At 60.3% G+C, this 17,430-nt stretch carries 20 protein-coding genes; 11 read left to right on the top strand and 9 right to left on the bottom strand.

Features of this window, described 5'->3' with window-relative positions:
• Positions 1 to 31: 31 nt before the first annotated feature.
• The 4 genes from P9875_RS16550 to P9875_RS16535 form a co-directional block, all read right to left on the bottom strand.
• Positions 32 to 1,039 (bottom strand): LacI family DNA-binding transcriptional regulator, encoded by a 1,008-nt coding sequence (locus tag P9875_RS16550; RefSeq protein WP_278315970.1) that lies wholly within the window; start codon positions 1,037 to 1,039, stop codon positions 32 to 34.
• Positions 1,040 to 1,335: 296 nt separating this feature from the next.
• A complete protein-coding gene (locus tag P9875_RS16545; protein WP_099402033.1) occupies positions 1,336 to 2,073 on the bottom strand; it encodes an NRDE family protein in 738 nt (245 codons plus the stop codon).
• Positions 2,064 to 2,354, bottom strand: coding sequence for a DUF4936 family protein (locus P9875_RS16540; RefSeq protein WP_099402032.1), 291 nt, complete (start codon positions 2,352 to 2,354; stop codon positions 2,064 to 2,066). The genes P9875_RS16545 and P9875_RS16540 overlap by 10 nt, the downstream gene beginning before the upstream one ends.
• Before the next feature lie 7 nt (positions 2,355 to 2,361).
• The gene (locus tag P9875_RS16535; protein ID WP_278315969.1) at positions 2,362 to 3,477 is read right to left on the bottom strand and encodes a YgfZ/GcvT domain-containing protein; all 1,116 of its coding nucleotides are present in this window, start codon (positions 3,475 to 3,477) and stop codon (positions 2,362 to 2,364) included.
• 176 nt (positions 3,478 to 3,653) lie between these two features.
• Here P9875_RS16535 and mltG point away from each other — a divergent pair, with 176 nt between their 5' ends.
• Genes mltG through P9875_RS16520 form a run of 3 tightly spaced genes read left to right on the top strand, consistent with a single transcriptional unit; the run spans position 3,654 to position 6,349 of the window.
• Positions 3,654 to 4,640, top strand: a complete 987-nt coding sequence (gene mltG, locus P9875_RS16530) for an endolytic transglycosylase MltG (protein ID WP_278315968.1) — start codon at positions 3,654 to 3,656, stop codon at positions 4,638 to 4,640.
• 24 nt (positions 4,641 to 4,664) lie between these two features.
• Entirely contained in the window at positions 4,665 to 5,306 is a 642-nt protein-coding gene (gene tmk / locus P9875_RS16525; RefSeq protein ID WP_278315967.1) for a dTMP kinase, read from the top strand.
• A gap of 14 nt (positions 5,307 to 5,320) precedes the next feature.
• Positions 5,321 to 6,349, top strand: coding sequence for a DNA polymerase III subunit delta' (locus tag P9875_RS16520; RefSeq protein ID WP_070302470.1), 1,029 nt, complete (start codon positions 5,321 to 5,323; stop codon positions 6,347 to 6,349).
• A 60-nt stretch (positions 6,350 to 6,409) separates the two neighbouring features.
• Here P9875_RS16520 and P9875_RS16515 read toward each other — a convergent pair whose 3' ends face one another.
• Positions 6,410 to 6,577, bottom strand: a complete 168-nt coding sequence (locus P9875_RS16515) for a hypothetical protein (protein WP_278315966.1) — start codon at positions 6,575 to 6,577, stop codon at positions 6,410 to 6,412.
• A gap of 10 nt (positions 6,578 to 6,587) precedes the next feature.
• The gene (locus P9875_RS16510) at positions 6,588 to 6,755 is read right to left on the bottom strand and encodes a hypothetical protein (protein WP_278315965.1); all 168 of its coding nucleotides are present in this window, start codon (positions 6,753 to 6,755) and stop codon (positions 6,588 to 6,590) included.
• A gap of 152 nt (positions 6,756 to 6,907) precedes the next feature.
• Here P9875_RS16510 and P9875_RS16505 point away from each other — a divergent pair, with 152 nt between their 5' ends.
• The 6 genes from P9875_RS16505 to P9875_RS16480 all read left to right on the top strand — a co-directional run bounded on the left by P9875_RS16505 (position 6,908) and on the right by P9875_RS16480 (position 10,741).
• Complete coding sequence (locus tag P9875_RS16505) at positions 6,908 to 7,294, top strand: VOC family protein (protein ID WP_035819054.1); 387 nt, start codon at positions 6,908 to 6,910, stop codon at positions 7,292 to 7,294.
• An 86-nt stretch (positions 7,295 to 7,380) separates the two neighbouring features.
• Complete coding sequence (locus P9875_RS16500; protein WP_278315964.1) at positions 7,381 to 8,160, top strand: TatD family hydrolase; 780 nt, start codon at positions 7,381 to 7,383, stop codon at positions 8,158 to 8,160.
• Positions 8,161 to 8,176: 16 nt separating this feature from the next.
• Complete coding sequence (locus tag P9875_RS16495; RefSeq protein WP_278315963.1) at positions 8,177 to 8,836, top strand: ankyrin repeat domain-containing protein; 660 nt, start codon at positions 8,177 to 8,179, stop codon at positions 8,834 to 8,836.
• A gap of 270 nt (positions 8,837 to 9,106) precedes the next feature.
• A complete protein-coding gene (locus P9875_RS16490) occupies positions 9,107 to 10,030 on the top strand; it encodes a methyltransferase domain-containing protein (protein ID WP_278315962.1) in 924 nt (307 codons plus the stop codon).
• 100 nt (positions 10,031 to 10,130) lie between these two features.
• Positions 10,131 to 10,379 carry a hypothetical protein gene (locus P9875_RS16485; RefSeq protein WP_035819046.1) on the top strand — a complete coding sequence of 83 codons (249 nt, stop codon included), beginning with the start codon at positions 10,131 to 10,133 and terminating at the stop codon, positions 10,377 to 10,379.
• Between the two features lie 164 nt (positions 10,380 to 10,543).
• Positions 10,544 to 10,741 (top strand): hypothetical protein, encoded by a 198-nt coding sequence (locus P9875_RS16480; protein WP_034784591.1) that lies wholly within the window; start codon positions 10,544 to 10,546, stop codon positions 10,739 to 10,741.
• A gap of 63 nt (positions 10,742 to 10,804) precedes the next feature.
• Here P9875_RS16480 and P9875_RS16475 read toward each other — a convergent pair whose 3' ends face one another.
• Positions 10,805 to 11,923: a phospholipase A gene (locus P9875_RS16475; RefSeq protein WP_341353795.1), complete on the bottom strand. Its 1,119-nt coding sequence runs from the start codon at positions 11,921 to 11,923 to the stop codon at positions 10,805 to 10,807.
• Between the two features lie 286 nt (positions 11,924 to 12,209).
• Here P9875_RS16475 and fusA point away from each other — a divergent pair, with 286 nt between their 5' ends.
• Both fusA and P9875_RS16465 read left to right on the top strand, forming a co-directional pair.
• Positions 12,210 to 14,318 (top strand): elongation factor G, encoded by a 2,109-nt coding sequence (gene fusA / locus P9875_RS16470; protein ID WP_278315961.1) that lies wholly within the window; start codon positions 12,210 to 12,212, stop codon positions 14,316 to 14,318.
• Positions 14,319 to 14,501: 183 nt separating this feature from the next.
• The gene (locus P9875_RS16465; protein WP_278315960.1) at positions 14,502 to 15,032 is read left to right on the top strand and encodes an SRPBCC family protein; all 531 of its coding nucleotides are present in this window, start codon (positions 14,502 to 14,504) and stop codon (positions 15,030 to 15,032) included.
• Positions 15,033 to 15,340: 308 nt separating this feature from the next.
• On the opposite strand, the gene P9875_RS16460 is transcribed toward P9875_RS16465, so the two are convergent.
• On the bottom strand, positions 15,341 to 16,249 hold the full coding sequence (locus P9875_RS16460) for a hypothetical protein (RefSeq protein ID WP_278315959.1): 909 nt from the start codon (positions 16,247 to 16,249) through the stop codon (positions 15,341 to 15,343).
• A gap of 189 nt (positions 16,250 to 16,438) precedes the next feature.
• Positions 16,439 to 17,344, bottom strand: coding sequence for an alpha/beta hydrolase (locus P9875_RS16455; RefSeq protein ID WP_278315958.1), 906 nt, complete (start codon positions 17,342 to 17,344; stop codon positions 16,439 to 16,441).
• Between the last annotated feature and the right edge of the window lie 86 nt (positions 17,345 to 17,430).

Below are 17,430 nucleotides of genomic sequence, written 5' to 3'. Positions count from 1 at the left end.
CGCTGGATGCATGTTGATTTACTGTAAAAGGTCAGGGGCAGCCGCAGGAATTGCGTACGCGCAAGGTCGGCGACAGGCGCTGCACGTGCTGGGCACGGCCGGGATGGGCGATGCGCTCGATCAGCAGGTCGACGGCCATGGCGCCCAGCTCTTCGAGCGGCTGCGCCATCACGGTCAGGCGGGGGCTGAAGTAATCGGCCCAGTCGAAATCATCGAAGCCAGCCAGCGCGACGTCTTGCGGTACCGCAATGTGCGCGTCGCGCAAGGCATGCATGGTGCCGATGGTCATCAAGTTATTGCCGGCCACAATGGCGGTCGGGCGCTGTCCGGCAGGCAAGGCCAGCAATTCGCGGGTGGCCGCGCCGCTGCGCTCGAGGTTGGAGTCGCCCGAGCGCAGCAGTTCCGGGTCAAACGCGATATTGGCGCGCTGCAAGGCCAGGCGGTAGCCGTCGATACGCTCGTGCGTCGTGGACAGGCCGGGCGCGCCCGCGATGAAGCCGATGCGGCGGTGGCCGTGGGCCGTGATCAGGTGGCTGACCAGTTCTGCCGTCGCCTCGATGTTTTCCACGCCCACCTGGTCGAACGGTTGTGGCGACATGCGGTCGACCAGCACGGAAGCGATCTTGTTGCTGGTCAAATAGTCGAGGGCGCGGTTGTGCGGATCGCCGGACGGCGCCAGCACGATGCCGTCGACCCGGCGCTGGTGCAAGTTCTGTACCACTTTGAGTTCCTGCTCGGGATCGTCATGCGTATCAGAAAACAGCATCATCAAGCCATGGCGCGTGCAGGCCGCCTCGATGGCGCGCACGGTTTCACTGAAGTAATGATTGGTGAAGGCGGAAATGGCCACGCCGATGGTGCCCGACGAGGAGCCGGCCAGCGCGCGCGCCAGCATGTTCGGCACATAGCCGATCTGCTGCATGGCCGCATTGACGGCGGCGACGGTTTTCGGGCTGACCTTGCGGGTGCCGTTGACTACGTGCGAGACGGTCGACAGCGATACGTCCGCCGCCCGCGCTACATCTTCCATGGTGGCCATGGTGTCTCCTGAGGTTTTTATTATTATTGTGTACTGCGATAGTGTGCGGCTGTGTCGCCGCGATTGAAGCTATCGTAAACAAAAGAAAGCGCTTGCGCAAGCGCTTTCTTTTTTGTGCGAGCGGATGTCGAGTGAGTTTTTGATGAAGAGAGGGGAAGCTTGCGTAGGTCGGATTAGCGCGCCGCAGGGGCGCGTAATCCGACATCGTGGACGGTGGTGATGCCGGTTGAGGGCGCTGGTGTTGTCGGCTTACGCGCTTGCGCGCTAACCCGACCTACGCATGATGCAAGGTGGCGTTATTGAATCACCAGCTCATGCAATTCGCCAGGAGAATCCCGAAACAATTTGACGACGGTGGAGGTGCGCGTGCCGTAGCCCGGCGTTTCGATGCAGACGGCGGACAGCACGCGCTCGAGGTCGAGTGGCACGCCCGTGTCCGGCAAGCGGAAGTCGGGCGCACGCGTGGTGTCGGCCAGCATGTCGAAATACGCTTCGTCGGGCGCGCCCTGGCACAGCAAACTGGCGAACTGGGCCTTGGTCTTCAGGACCTTCGGCCATGGCGCGTCGAGCAGGGCGTTCGACAGGCCGTAGATGCCAGGTTCCAATGGCTGGCCATTGCGCGCATCGCCATCGCCGCGGTTGGAAAACCAGATCAGGGTGTCCGCGTCGCCCAGCACCAGGTTAAAACCGTTGTAGGCTTTGCAGCCGGGGCGGATTTGCGCGATGTAGTCTTGCGGCGACATGTTGCCAGCCAGGTAGTCGGCTACGAGGGCGCCGCGCGAAGGGGCGTCCGGGTTGCGGTCTTGCGGGCTGCGGATATTCGTGATGGCGGCAAAGCGCGAGCTGCCGGCGCCGGCTTGGGTGATGCCCATCCAGCTGCCGCCCGCCTGCAGGTCGCGGCCCGCATACACTTGCGGGTGTTCGGGCCAGGCGCCGGCGGGGGCGCTGGCGCGTTCATAGAATTCGTCGCGGTTGGCGGCGGCAATCAGCGGGATGTGCGGATTGACTTTCCAGGCAAAAACGATCAGGCACATGGAGGCAAATCCATGAACACTTCCGTATGGCGCGCGCCGGCCGTCAATGACAGCAAGCCCGCTTCGTCGGCTGCGCTGGCCAGCAGTTCCGTAAAGCCTTCGCCGACGACGGGATAAATTTCCATCCACGTCTGCAAGCCATCCTTGGCGTCAGGACGGCGCTTGAGTTGCGGCGCCACGCCTGAGGCGGCCGCCAGCTTGGTTTGCAAGGCGCGCACCCGGGCTTCCAGCGCCTGAGCGTACTCTTCTTTTACCTGATAGTAAACGTACAGATCTTTCATGGCATTCTCACAAGTCGAGTGCGTCTAGCACGTAAGGCATGGTCAGGAATTGCACGGCGGCGCCCTGGGCTGTGCCGTAGCGCACGGCGCCGGCGGCGCTGGCACCTTCTTCGATGGCGCCCAGCTTCATTTCAACGAGGGCGTCGATGCCGCCCACGCCGTTGGGCGCGGCGTTGACGACCATGCCGCAAGGCTGCTCGGGGTCGCTGACGGCGAATAGTTCGCCGCCGGCCACGACCGATGGATCGGCAATGCTGACGAGGGTGGTGCGGCGCTTGAGCTTGCCCAGATACTGGCTGCGCGCGACGATTTCCTGGCCCGGGTAGCAGCCTTTCTTGAAATTGACGCCGCCCAGCAGCTCGAAGTTGACCATCTGCGGCACGAATTGTTCTTGCGTCGCGGCCGTGATCTGCGGGATGCCCGCGTGGATCTCTGACAATTGCCAGGCGTCATTGCCTCCCTTGGCCAGCTGTTGCGTCAATGGGGGCCACACGTCGCGCGCCGTGGCGGCAGACGTCAGCCATTCATAGCGGGCGCTGCCAAAGGCATCGGCCACGCGCAGCAGGGTACCCAACTCATGCTCGACCTTGCTGAACGGCGTGGCGGGCAGCGTGGGGAACCAGGCGGACAGGGCCGCGCTGGCCTTTTGGCCGCCGAGGCCCAGAACGACTTGATTGGTGTCATCAAAGGACGCATCGTGCAGCTTGGCCTTGGCGCGCAGCACGAACATTTGCAGCCGCTTCTGGATAGCTGGCTGTATGGTGCGCGGCAATTGCAGATAAATGGTGGTGGCGTTGCGCCACATCAGGAAACTGGCCAGCAAGCGGCCCTTCGGCGTGCAGTAGCCGGCCAGGCGCACTTGCTCCTGGCTCAGGTGTTCCACGTCGTTGGTCAGCTGGCCGTGCAGGAAACTGGCTGCCTCGTCGCCGTTCAAGCCGATCAAGCCCTGGTCCGTGATGGCCGCGACAAAACCTTCTTGCAGCTGGGGCACTGTCAGGGACTGGCCGAAATCATGGATAGGGGCGGCGGCGATGGGGGCAGTGCCGTCAGGCGCGCCATCGATGGCAACGGGGCGGGCGCCTTGGGCGGTTAAAAATTGATTCCAGTTATTCATAATTTCCATTAGATCAGCGATTAAGCATTATCATTACGGGTTCATTATAGTGATGTCGCGCAAATTGCGTCGGCAGCGGCAAGATTGCCAGTGTTGGCGCCGCTTTGCGCGGACTTGCTTCACAAATGAACGATCATAACAAGCGCGCGTTGCCCGCCAGCGAGCGCATCACAAGAATCGGAACAATGGCTTTTTTTAAAAAACTTGTAGTCAGCTCAGTCATCGCCGCCATCGGCGTCGGCGGTACTTTTGTGTATTGGGCGCAGCAGCCCATCACCACGGACGGCGAGGCGATCCCGTTTACGATCGCGCCGGGCAGCGGTGCGCATGCGGCCGGCCAGCAGATCGCGGACGCGGGCGTGCCCATCGTGCCCATCCTGTTCAACATGCTGGCGCGCATCGAAGGCAAGACCTCGAAGATCAAGGCCGGTTCCTATGAGTTGAAACCGGGCACCACGCCGCAGCGTCTGATCACGCAGCTGGCGCGCGGCGAATTCGCGCAAGAGTCGCTGACCATCATCGAAGGCTGGACCTTCAAGCAGATGCGCCTGGCGATGGCGAATCACCCTGGCCTCAAGCACGATACCGTGGGCCTGTCCGACAAGGAGCTGATGGCGAAGATCAGCCCGGAATACGTGCACCCGGAAGGCTTGTTCTTCCCGGATACATATTTGTTTGCCAAGGGCGCCAGCGAAATGCAGATTTTCAGGCAGGCGCACACGGCCATGATCGGCCGCCTTTCCGAAGCGTGGGACAAGCGCGATCCGGCCTTGCCATATAAAAACCCGTACGAGGCGCTGATCATGGCTTCCATCGTGGAAAAAGAAACGGGGCAAAAGTCCGAGCGCGCGATGATCGCCGGCGTGTTCGTCAACCGCTTGAAAACAGGCATGCTGCTGCAGACGGACCCGACCGTGATCTATGGCATGGGCGATAACTACCAAGGCAAGATCCGCAAACGCGACCTGGAAGCGGACACCCCTTACAATACCTACACGCGCGGCGGCTTGCCGCCCACGCCGATCGCCCTGGCTGGCGCGCAATCGCTGACGGCGGCGCTGGCGCCGGCCCGCACGCAGGCGCTGTATTTCGTCGCGCGCGGAGATGGCACCAGCCAGTTCTCGGCCAATTTGCCTGACCATAACCGCGCCGTGAATCAGTATCAGCGTTAATATCATTACAAGATTAAGAGTTTCATGACACAACACTATCAACCCCGCTTCATCACCTTCGAAGGCATCGATGGCGCGGGCAAGTCGACGCATATCGGCTTTGTGACCGACTACCTGCGGCAGCGGGGCGTGAGCCTCGTTTCATCGCGCGAACCGGGCGGCACCAGCCTGGGCGAAAAGCTGCGCGAACTGCTGCTGCATGAAAAAATGCACCTGGAAACGGAAGCCTTGCTGATGTTCGCCAGCCGCCGCGAACACATCGCGCAAGTCATCGCACCCGCCCTGGAACGGGGCGAGTGGGTCATTTCCGACCGGTTTAGCGATGCCAGCTTTGCCTACCAGGGCGGCGGACGCGGCATGGACTTGGGCAAGATGGAAGCGCTGGAAGCATGGGTGCACCCGCACTTGCAGCCGGACCTGACATTCCTGTTCGACGTGCCGCTGGCTGTCGCCAGAGCCCGCCTGGATGCCACGCGCGCGCTCGACAAGTTCGAGCAGGAGCAGGCCGACTTCTTTGCCGCCACGCGCAACGAGTACCTGCGCCGCGCGGCCCAGTTCCCGGAACGCTTCCGCATCATCGATTCCACGCAAAGCATTGGCGATATTCAAGTACAGCTGGCAAAACTGCTGGATATTTTGCTCGAACAAAGCCCTGTAATACGCTGATTTAAAAGAATAAAATGACCAGTTCTCTCTATCCGTGGCAACAGGACGCCTGGCAGCAATTGCAAGCCTTGCGTCCGCGCATGCCGCACGCCATTTTGTTCCATGGCGCGCAAGGCATCGGCAAGGCCGACTTCATCGAGCATTTCGCGCAAGCTTTGCTGTGCGAAGACGTGCGCGCCGACGGCCACGCCTGCGGCGCTTGCGCCTCGTGCGGTTGGTTTAGCCAGGGCAACCATCCCGATTACCGCCGGGTCCGTCCGGAAGCGCTGGAAGACGAGGTGGCGGACGACGGCGAAGAGGGCGAAGGCGCGAAGAAAAGCGCCAAGACCAAGACGCCGTCGAAAGACATCAAGATCGAGCAGATCCGCAACCTGGCCGACTTCATGAACATTTCCACGCACCGCCAGGGCTTGCGCGTGGTGGTGCTGTACCCGGCCGAGGCGCTGAATACGCCGGCCTCGAACGCCTTGCTGAAAACCCTGGAAGAGCCGCCGCCGGGCACTTTGTTCCTGCTGGCCTCGAATAGCCTGGACCGCTTACTGCCGACAATCCTGTCGCGCTGCCGCAAATTCGCCTTGCCCATGCCCAGCCACGAGCAGGCCTTGACGTGGCTCAAGCAACAAGGCTTGAACGATGCGGACAGCTGGCTGCGCGAGCAGGGCGGCGCGCCGCTGGCCGCGCTGGCCCAGTCCGAATCGGGCGGCCGCGAAGAAACGGAACAGTTGCTGCAGGTGCTGGCCAATCCCGGCGTGGAAGCGGCCCTGAAGGCGGCCGATAAATTGCAGAAGGCGCCGCTGGCGCCGCTGGTTGCGTCATTGCAGCGCTGGCTGTACGACGTGTTTTCCGTCAAGCTATCCGGCACCATCCGCTACTACCCGCGCCACCGGCGCGAGCTGGAAGCGCTGGCCGGGCGCATCAATGTCAGCCGTTTGATGGCCGCCATCAAGGCCGCGAATGAGCGCCGTGCGATTGCCGAGCACCCCTTGTCGCCGAAGCTGTTCCTGGAAGACATGCTGCTCGACTACGCATCCAGCTGCCAATAAAATCAAGCGCTTGCATTGTCAAGTTAATCCAAATTCTTTGAATATTGGCGCACTTGGAACTTAGCCGCAGGCGCGCGTGCAACTGCGGTATTGCACTTCGCACGCTTGCTGGCGTTCGGCGCGCCGGGCGCGGAAGGCCTGGGCTTCGGTGGGGCGCAGCTGCTCCGCTTGCGCGTCGACATTCCTGCCGGCCGCGACGTAGGGATTGCTGCTGGGCTTCATCGACAAGATGGGACTGCTATCGTTTTCCGTGGCGCCTTGCGCCTGCGCGCGGCAATCCTGGCGCGCAGACGGGCTGGCACAGGCCCGCCTCGGCGGCAGGCTTGGGCACGCCGCGGTTATCCTGGGCATGCGCTGTCAGGGCCAGGCAGGCCAGCAGCATCAAAGGGCGGGCAACTTTCAGCATGAACACTCTCCACGTATCCGCCGCAACCCCATGGTTGCGCACCGGCAAGCCACTATACATCTTGATAATATTTTTGCCTATCAGGCTTACCCGTTTGCCACGCTTGGCCCCCGGTGATACAGTCAGGACACTGGACAGCAACGGAGGCGGGCATGAAGCGAGTCACTGGCATCGGCGGCATCTTTTTCCACGCGCAAGACCCGGCCGCGCTGCGCGCCTGGTACCAGCGCCACCTGGGCCTCGACGTGCAGCCGTGGGGCGGCGCCGCTTTCAGCTGGACCGACGCCGACGGCAAGCCGACTGGCGGCACCACTATCTGGTCCGTCGCGGCCAATGACAACGAACAATTCGCGCCCGGCAAGGCGTCCTTCATGATCAACTACCGCGTCGACGACCTCGACGCGCTGCTGCAAGCCCTGCGCGACGAAGGCTGCAACGTGCTGGAAAAGGCGCCCGATTCCGAGTATGGCCAGTTCGGCTGGGTCATCGATCCCGAAGGCAACAAGGTGGAGCTGTGGCAGCCGCCGCAGGGGCAGTAGGCGGATCACGCGGGAGTCGTCAGCAACAGGACGGATTTGCACCTTCCTCCTGCCAGATTCCGCTCCCTCCGGTACAATCCCGCCTTATGTATATCGATTCCCATTGCCATATCAATTTCCCCGAGCTGGCTGCTCGCATGCCCGAGATCCTCGCCAAGATGGCCGAGAACAAGGTGACCCATGCCTTGTGCGTGTCCGTCGACTTGCCGGACTTTCCACAGGTGCTGGCCCTGGCCGAGCAGTATCCGCACATTTTCGCCTCCGTCGGCGTGCATCCCGATTACGAGGACACGCCTGAACCGTCCGTGGAAGACCTGGTGCGCCTGGCCAACCATCCGAAGATCATCGCCATCGGCGAGACGGGCCTCGACTATTTCCGCCTGACGGGCAACCTGGAGTGGCAGCGCGAGCGTTTTCGCACTCACATCAAAGCTTCAAGAATCACGCGTAAGCCCTTGATTATTCACACAAGAGCGGCCAGCGAAGACACGATACGCATCATGCGCGAAGAGGGCGCGGGCGTGTCGGACGGCGGCGTGGCCGGCGTCATGCATTGCTTTACTGAATCGCTGGAAGTGGCGCGCGCCGCCATCGACATGGGCTTCTATATTTCGTTCTCCGGCATCGTCACGTTCAAGAGCGCCAAGGATTTGCAAGCCGTGGCCCTGGAAGTGCCGCTCGAGCGCATCCTCATCGAGACGGATTCGCCGTACCTGGCGCCCGTCCCGTTCCGCGGCCGCATGAACGAACCCGGCTACGTGGCCCACGTGGCGGAATACCTGTCGACCCTGAAAGGTATACCGCTGGACCAGGTGGCGAAGCAGACGACGGATAATTTCTTCAAGTTATTCAATCAGTTGCCATAACTTCTTAAGGTCAGACATGATGAAAAAACTCGCGCTGGCGATGCTGTTGTGCTGCGCCAACGCCAGCCATGCCAGCCATGCTGCGCCGGAACCGGACGCTTTCTTCCGCGCAGTGTCCGTGAATAACGTCAGCGGCGTGCGCAGCATGCTGCTTGACGGCGTGAATCCGAACCAGCCTGATGCGCAGCGCGGCGACATTCCCCTGGTGCTGGCCTTGCGCGACGATGCGGACCGGGTTTTCCAGGTCCTGCTCGAGGCGCCCGGCATCGACATCGAAGCCCGCTCGGCCAATGGCAACACGGCGCTGATGATGGCGGCCTACAAGCACAAGCAGGACGCCGTGAACGCCTTGCTGGCCAAGGGCGCCAAGGTCAACCAGAGCGGCTGGACGGCGCTGCACTATGCGGCCTCGGCAGGCGACTTGCCCATCATGAAGATTTTTCTCGACCGCGACGCCGTGGTCGATGCGCGCGCGCCCGCCAACGTCACGCCGCTGATGTTTGCCGCCCGCGAAGGGCAGGAGGGCGCCGTCAAGCTGCTGCTGTCCTGGGGCGCGGACGCCAGCCTGAAAAGCGACCATGGCTGGACGGCCGTGCAGTTTGCCCAGGCGGGCGACAAGCCCGGCGTGGTGGCCATCATCGAAGCGGCACAAAAGGCGCGCGCCGCACGTAAATAAGCAGATGCAAGTCATGCATTAATTTCAATACTTTCCATGCCAGCGCTGAAACTGGCATGGAATTGCCTCTCAGCTCAGCCCTTTGCTCTCCTTGCCGATTAACGATAATGATCGTGTCGCATTAATCAGGAGATACGTCGCATGGGTCATCACCTCACCGTCAGGCGCCGGCTGTATTGTCGCCGCCCCTCGCGCAGCCCGTGCGATATCACTGCTTTCTGGAATGACAAAACCGATCGGCCATCGGAGCCAGACTCCAAGAGGACAGACATGCTGAATGAACGAGAAATCGAGAGTTGTTACCTGGGGCAATTTATCCCCGTCCATTACCACCACAATATGTTGATGGACCAGAACCGCATGCACGGGTTCAAGTCGGCGATCGATTACGCGGTGAAGCCTGGCATGAAAGTGCTGGAGCTGGGCGGCGGCACGGGCGTGCTGTCGTGGTTTGCGGCCGCACGCGCGGACAAGGTGTGGTGCGTGGAGTTCAATCCGGACATGGTCAAGGAAGCGCGCAAGATGCTGGCGCTCAATCCCAACGGTGAAAAAGTCGAAGTCGTCCACGCGGACGCCTTCGAGTACCTGCCGCCCGAGCCCGTCGATGTGGTCATTTGCGAAATGATCCATGTCGGCATGCTGCGCGAAAAGCAGGTGGAAGTGATCGAATCGTTCAAGCGCCGCTACCTGGCCCGCTTTGGCGGCCCGCTGCCCATCTTCCTACCCGAAGCCGTCATCATGGCCGTGCAGCCGATGCAGCAGGAATACGATTTCGAGGGTTTCTATGCGCCCATCGTGCAATTCCAGGAAACCACGGCCATCCATCCTGGCGTGCTGGAACTGGCGCCGCCTTCCGTCTACAGCATCATCGACTTCAGCCAGCCGACGGACAGCGTGTTCGGCTTTGACGGCAAGTTTGTCGTCGAGCGCAGCGGCACCCTGAACGCCTTGCGTTTCGTCACCAAGAACATCCTGGCCGTCGTGCCCGAGCGCTCGACCACCATCGACTGGCTGAACCATTACATGTGCCTGCCGCTGGCCACGCCGGTGGCCGTGAAGGCGGGCGACGTGCTGCAAGTGAGCTTCCAGTACCGCGCTGGCGGTTCGATCCCTTCGCTGGAAGCATCGATCCGCGCCCAGGTCATCTATGACGTCAACCTGCAGCCAGCGATACAGAGCGCCGTCTACGCATAAGTAGCGTTAATACCAAGGCAACGCCGCAGCGATTTCGTCCTGCGGCGTTTTTCCATTCAGGGTATATTTCGTCTTTTACCCACTGGACAGCTTTACTATCATGGAACAGATCGATCAGCGTTACCTCGTGCAACAGAACAAAATCAGCGATGGCGAGACCAGGCCGCCCGTGTTTGCCAAGGTAATGCGCAGCAAGGAAGGCGTGTTTGAAGGCGTGTCCTTCATCAAGTCCAAGGACAAGGCCACCATCATGACCATCGAAGATGCGAACCAGGCCATCAAATGGGCCACCAGCAAGAAGCCGAACGCGCATGAATACATCACGAAAGTGATTTGCGTCGGTCAATAAAGGTATCCGCAGGCCCCGTTCATTCCCGTTTTTGCGCCGTTCATCCCCGTAGCACGCAGTTCATCGCACGGCCGTTGCCGCCGTGGCGGCGCTTTTATATAGTGCTGTCACGGTAGCGGGGCAAGCACGGCTTGCTCCGCACATTTCATTCTAGGGGGAACGCGATGCTGGGATTCGTGCTGTGGTTGCTGCTCTTGCTGGTGTGCTGGCCCTTGGCCTTGCTGGCCCTCGTGCTGTATCCGCTGGCCTGGCTGCTGTTACTGCCATTCCGTTTGATCGGCATCGGCGTGGAAGGCGTGTTCGAATTGCTGCGCGCCATCGTCATGCTGCCGGCGCGCGTGCTGGGCGGTGGCCGGCGATAAACCAGATATTTCCAATAAAAAATGGCGCCCTCGGCGCCATTTTTGTTTGCGTGACTGTGCCGCTTACAGGTCGACCATGAAACCGGCGCCGATCGATTTCTGCGAATAGTTGTAGTCGATCAAGCTCTGGCCATAGCCGGAGAACAGTTGCAGATAGCCTTTCAGGTTGGCCTTCAATGGGAAAGCCCAGCTGGCCTGCATGGAGCCATGCTTCTTGCTGAAATTGCGGCGCGCCGTCACGGCGTACTCGTGACCCTTGTTGCGGTAGCTCACGCGCAAATCGCCATGTCCCATGTAATCGGTGATGTCGATATTGTCATTGTCTGTCTTGCCATTGTCGAGGCGGTGCCAGATGCGCGTCGTGACGGCCAGGTTGTCTTTTTCCACGCCCAGCTCGGCATACACGCGGTTCCAGCTGCGCGACAGGGTCGACGTCTGGCCGTTGGACTGGTGCACGAGGCCGAAGTTCAGGTAATTGAATTCCACGCCCGCGAAATTCTTGTTGATCGGCATGACCAGCATCAGTTCCGGCTGGTAATTGGTTTCGCGGAACGGGCTTGAGGCCTTGCGGTTATACGCCTGCCAGAAACTTTGCTGCGTGTAGCCGAACCACATGTCGATCGGTGTGCCGGCGATGTCTTCCAGCAACTTCATCTTGAAGCTCAGCTGGAAAGTCAGTTCCACATGCTGACTCTTGATGCCGCCTGGCGTGAAATCCTGGAACGGTTCGTCGTTCGAGGCGTCGCTGTAATTGGCCAGCAGCAGATAGGTGTCGCGGTGCGGGCGGAAGTTGAACAGGCCGCGCTTCGAGGCGTCGTTCAGTTCCCACGATTGCTGCGTGCGCGAAATCGGTGCTTCCGGTGGCGCCGCGCCAGCCTGCGCGATGGCGGGAATGGCAGCGTTGACGGCGTCCGGCGTGGCGACGCCCGGCGGACTGACTGGCGTGAGGGGAGCGGCATCGGCCGCCACTGCGAGGGTCGCTGCGGCCGCCGCGGGATCGCCGCCAGCCGCGATGGTGGCCTTTTCCGCCGCCTTGGCCAGGGTGTCGAAGCAGCCGAGGCGGGCGCTGGCGTCGCCGAGGACGGCGCAACGCTGCATTTGCTGTTCCAGTTCGCCGGCCATGGCCAGCGCCGGCGATGCCAGCAGGGAAGAGAGGATTATTTTTCTTAGTTGGATAGTCATAAGCTGAGTAGGGCATGTCGTTCGGTGCGCACCTGGGCTGCATGCCGGCGGCGTCGCCTTGCATGGCGGGATGCCATGCGTATTGATTTTTATTAATCTTTGTTGAATTAAAGTTCAAAAATTAAGGTCTTGGAAGTATAGCCGAATCCGCAATTAGCCCCCGTGTCCCTGACGTGCGCATGGCGGACAGTGTTGCGCGCTTGGTAAACGGCCCCCTGTCGTGCCGCCAAAATCGATGTCTGCTACACTGGAAAACCGGGCGCCGGGGCTAGCCATGGAGATTGTGATGACCCGCAAAACACCTATCGAGCGCTACCGCAACATCGGCATCAGCGCCCATATCGACGCCGGCAAAACCACCACCACCGAGCGCATTCTTTTCTACACCGGGGTGAATCACAAGATAGGCGAAGTGCACAATGGCGCCGCCACCATGGACTGGATGGAGCAGGAGCAGGAACGAGGCATCACCATCACCTCGGCCGCCACCACGGCCTTCTGGAAAGGCATGGCCGGCAACTTCCCCGAACACCGCATCAACATCATCGACACGCCCGGCCACGTGGATTTCACGATTGAAGTCGAGCGCTCGATGCGCGTGCTCGACGGCGCCGTGATGGTCTACGATGCCGTCGGCGGCGTGCAGCCGCAATCAGAAACCGTCTGGCGGCAAGCCAATAAATACCACGTGCCGCGCATCGCCTTCATCAACAAGATGGACCGGGTGGGGGCCGATTTCCTGCGCGTGCGCCAGCAGATCGCCGACCGCCTGAAGGGCGTGGCCGTGCCCATCCAGCTGCCCATCGGCGCTGAAGAGCATTTCACGGGCGTGATCGACCTGTTGAAAATGCGCGCCATCACCTGGGACGATGCCAGCCAGGGCGTGCAGTTCAGCTATGGCGAGATTCCCGTCGAGCTGCTGCCGCAGGCGCAGCAGTGGCATGACCACATGGTCGAGCACGCGGCTGAAGCCACGCTGGACATGACGGAACGCTACCTGAATGGCGACACGTTTACGGAAGCCGAGCTCAAGCAAGCCTTGCGCGCGCGCACCATCCGCAATGAAATCGTGCCCATGCTGTGCGGCAGCGCCTTTAAAAACAAGGGCGTGCAGGCGATGCTCGATGCCGTCATCGAATACCTGCCGTCGCCGATGGAAGTGCCGCCCATCATGGGCCATGACGAGCACGACAACGAGGTGGAGCGCCATCCGACGGATGACGAGCACTTTGCCGCCCTCGCTTTCAAGATCATGACGGATCCGTTCGTCGGGCAGCTGACCTTCTTCCGCGTGTATTCGGGCGTCGTCAATTCGGGCGACATGGTCTACAACCCGACCAAAAGCGCGCGCGAACGGCTGGGGCGCATCCTGCAGATGCATGCGAACGAGCGCAAGGAAATCAAGGAAGTGTATGCTGGCGACATCGCCGCCGCCGTGGGCCTGAAAGCCGTGACCACGGGCGACACCCTGTGCGCCATCGACCACATCATCGTGCTGGAAAAGATGATTTTTCCGGAACCTGTGATCTCCCAGGCGGTCGAACCCAAGACCAAGCCTGACCAGGAAAAGATGGGCATCGCCCTGAACCGCCTGGCGCAGGAAGACCCGTCGTTCAGGGTGCATACGGACGAGGAATCGGGCCAGACCATCATGTCGGGCATGGGCGAACTGCACCTGGAAATTCTGGTCGACCGCATGCGGCGCGAATTCGGCGTGGAAGCCAATGTCGGCAAGCCGCAGGTGGCCTACCGGGAAACCATCACGCGCGCGGTGGAAGACGTGGAAGGCAAGTTCGTCAAGCAATCGGGCGGACGGGGCCAGTACGGCCACGTGGTGCTCAAACTCGAACCCTTGCCGCCAGGCACAGGCTACCAGTTCGTCGACGCCATCAAGGGCGGCGTGGTGCCGCGCGAATTCATTCCGGCCGTCGACAAGGGCATCATCGAAACATTGAAGGCGGGCGTGCTGGCCGGCTACCCGGTCGTCGACGTCAAGGCCACCTTGACCTTCGGCTCCTACCACGACGTCGATTCGAACGAAAACGCGTTCCGCATGGCCGGCTCCATCGCCTTCAAGGATGGCATGCGCAAAGCGTCGCCCGTGCTGCTGGAACCGATGATGCAGGTGGAGGCGGAAACGCCGGAAGAGTTCATGGGCAACGTCATGGGCGACCTGACGGCCCGCCGCGGCATGGTGCAAGGCGTCGACGACATCCCCGGCGGCGCGGGACGCATCGTCAAGGCCCTCGTGCCGCTGGCGGAAATGTTCGGCTATTCCACCACCTTGCGTTCGCTGACCCAGGGCCGCGCCACCTATACGATGGAATTCAAGCATTATGCGGCCGTGCCCAAGCATATCCTCGACCAGGTGGCATCTGCTGGCAAAGCCAAGTAGGTCGGGTAGGTCGGCTTAGGCCCTCCGGGCCGTAATCCGACACCATTGTTGGCCTGGTCCGTTGATGGTGTCGGCTTACGCGCTATGCGCTAACCCGACCTACGCTCAAGATGGCGTGCAGGCCTTTCTCATTTTCGGCGTCACTGCTACATTAACTATCAGTCCACCAACACAGGAGAGAGCATGACCACCGCAGAACAGAAGCAGGAAGGACAGCACCGCGACAGCAGCGACTTTGTCATCACGCAGACTTTCGACGCGCCGCGCGAACTGGTGTTCCGCTCGTGGGTGGAGCCGGAGCGCCTGGCCCAATGGTGGGGCCCCGTCGGCTTCGAATTGAGCGTGCTGGCGCTGGACCTCAAACCGGGCGGCGTTTTCCACTACGGCATGCGCGCCGATAATGGCTACGAGATGTGGGGCAAGTTCACCTATCAGTCTATCGAAGCACCTGAACGTATCGTTTCCATCCTGTCGTTTGCCGACAAGCAGGGCAATGCCGTGCAGCACCCTGTCAGCGCTACTTGGCCACTGGAATCGTTCAATGTCATGACGCTCACCGAGGAAAACGGCAAGACGACGATGACGTTACGTTCGACGCCGCACAAGGCGACGGATGAGCAGCATCGGACTTTCCTGGAAGGGCATGAGTCGATGACGCAGGGGTTCAGGGCCACTTTCGCCCAGCTAGCACAGTACCTGGCGCGTGTTCAGTGATCGTATTGTTTTGATTGCTTAAAAACGGCGGGCCAGAGCCGCGGGCCTGAGAAAATGTCCATGGCTGCGTTGCTTGGTCTCGCCGTACATGCGTACTGTCTTCGCCCGCGCGCCTTGCCCTGGCCATTTTTCAGGCTCGCTGGGCCCGGGGAGCCTGGGTTTGGGACGGGAGCCTATTCGTGTTAATCTTGGATATGATTTTTGTTGAAGAGCGTTTGTACGCCAAAGCATCTTGTTGAAGTAACCAGGTAGCATTTTTGAAGCTCGCACCGCACCAATAGCGTGAGAGCGGAGCAGACCTGGCCCATTTAAAATGGGACTTCACCTTCATAATGGATTGACACATCGACCATATAAATAATCTGCGATGCGCAAACTGCTAATACGTACTCAGCCACTTCCGCTGTTGCAATACCTCCCGCTGCGCCTCCATGCCCGATTCCATCTCCTCCACTCCGATATGCATAAATTCCAGTTATGGTTTGAGCAATTGCTTTAGGTACTGAAACGTCTTTTGTTGACGAGAACCATTTCGCTAGGTCTCCCAATGTAGCAGCCTTCGCAGCGGGGAATAGAATTTTCCCCGCTGCTTCGACAGCACAAACTGCCTCCTTCACGCAATTCTCATAGTCCGGCTTTGCTGGACTGCGAAAGAATTGCATTGCCTTGTCATAGTGTCGACGAGCACTTGTGAGCCGGCTATCACCGAGAACTACCTGTGCCCTAGTAGTCACCTCAACAGTATGTTTTCTGCCTCTCCTGCGAACTAATCCTTCTGTGAATTCAAAAGCCAATTCCTCTTCCGAAAATAGCCGCTGTAATTCAGCTGTGATAAATGCCTGCACTTCGGACTTTGGTGTTGTCACTTCGTACATGTCGTTGTAGCTATACCCAACTTCCTTTGCCAAGTGGTTATGTAAACGCTCACAAAAGTCATAGTTTTTGTCCCAACTCAGCGTAGCAAGCGCTACCTCAACGTCGATTTTCGCTTGTTGAATACTAGCGGACTTCGAATTGTTATACTCGACAGGTGGTAGACGTGCGATACGTTGGATCTCTCGTGCCAATGGGGCCCATCCGGCAATATAATCACGGTCTATTAAATCTAAAAGAAGATGCAATAGCCCTACTTGTGCACTTTGAGGAAATTCCGTATCGATTTTTCGGTGCACGCCTCTATTTCTAGCCGAAAATGGTGTTTGATCAAAGCTTGACATTCGTATGATTCCGATTTATTTGAAAATTTCTTGTTGATCTAAATTTCACATCTCACGGCCTCGCCTCGCCGGTAGCACCTGACTTATTTTCGTATTGTTACGCTGGGCGGCACTAAAGAAAAAGTTTAAAGAACTTTTAAAGAACTACAAATGCACGGCTTATGCCACCCGCTTCAGATAGCGCTTTCATCATTTCGCTTCCATCCCCAACATCTCCCGCACCACCACCAAAATCATCCCCCAAGCATTCGACGTCGCCGCAATCTCGTCATAATGACTGGCCCCCGGCAAAATCAGTACCTCCGCATGGTCACCGGCCTTCACAGCTTTCGCTGCGTAGTCGTGCGCCACGCGGGGTGGGGAGATGGTGTCGAGCTCGCCTGTGATCAACACGGTGCGGCTGCCGTTGGGGATCAGGTCGGCGGCGTTGGTGTCGCTGTAGATGTCGGGGCGGTCGGTGCTGGCGCTGCCTGCCAGCTGGGCGATGTCGCGCTCGCAGCTGGTTTTGATTAGTTCTTTCTCATGGCGCAGGTCGGCCAGGCCGCCCAGGCTGACGATGTTTTTCACTGGCAGGTAGTTGTCGCGGTACAGGGGGCTGGTCTTTGGCAGTTTTTCCCGGCCGGCGATCCATTGCACCAGCTGGCCGCCGGCCGAGTGGCCCATGGCGACGATGCGGTTCACGTCCATCTGGTACTGGGGCGCGTGCTGCTGCAGGCTGTCGAGCGCCGCGTGCATGTCTTCATAGGTGCCCGGATAGCCGCCGCCCGGCTCGTCCACGCGCCGGTATTCCACATTCCACACGGCGATGCCTTGCGCCACGAGGGCGCCGGCCACGTTGCGCATCTGTTTGATGCCGCCGAAGGCCACCGTCCAGCAGCCGCCATGCACGAGTACGACGACGGGGAACGGCCCGCTGCCTTCGGGCCGGAACAGCTGCGCGTATTGCGATGGTGCGGGGCCATACGCGATCTGCGCCGTGGGTGGCGGGCCGTTCAGGGCCAGGTAGTCGTCCAGGCTCATGGGGGCGGCGACGGCGCCGTGGACCGAGGCGAGCAGGGCGGTGGCGATCAGGGAGGATGGCAGGGATGTAGGCATGCTGGAATTCGCTTGAGAGGAGAGCAACACTTTAGCATAGGCCCGCAGGGTCGCAGAGATCAAGCAGTGCGCTGTTTTCCTCCTGC

It is taken from the genome of Janthinobacterium rivuli (assembly GCF_029690045.1).
GTDB lineage: Bacteria > Pseudomonadota > Gammaproteobacteria > Burkholderiales > Burkholderiaceae_D > Janthinobacterium > Janthinobacterium rivuli.
This window is presented reverse-complemented; position numbering and strand designations above follow the sequence as displayed.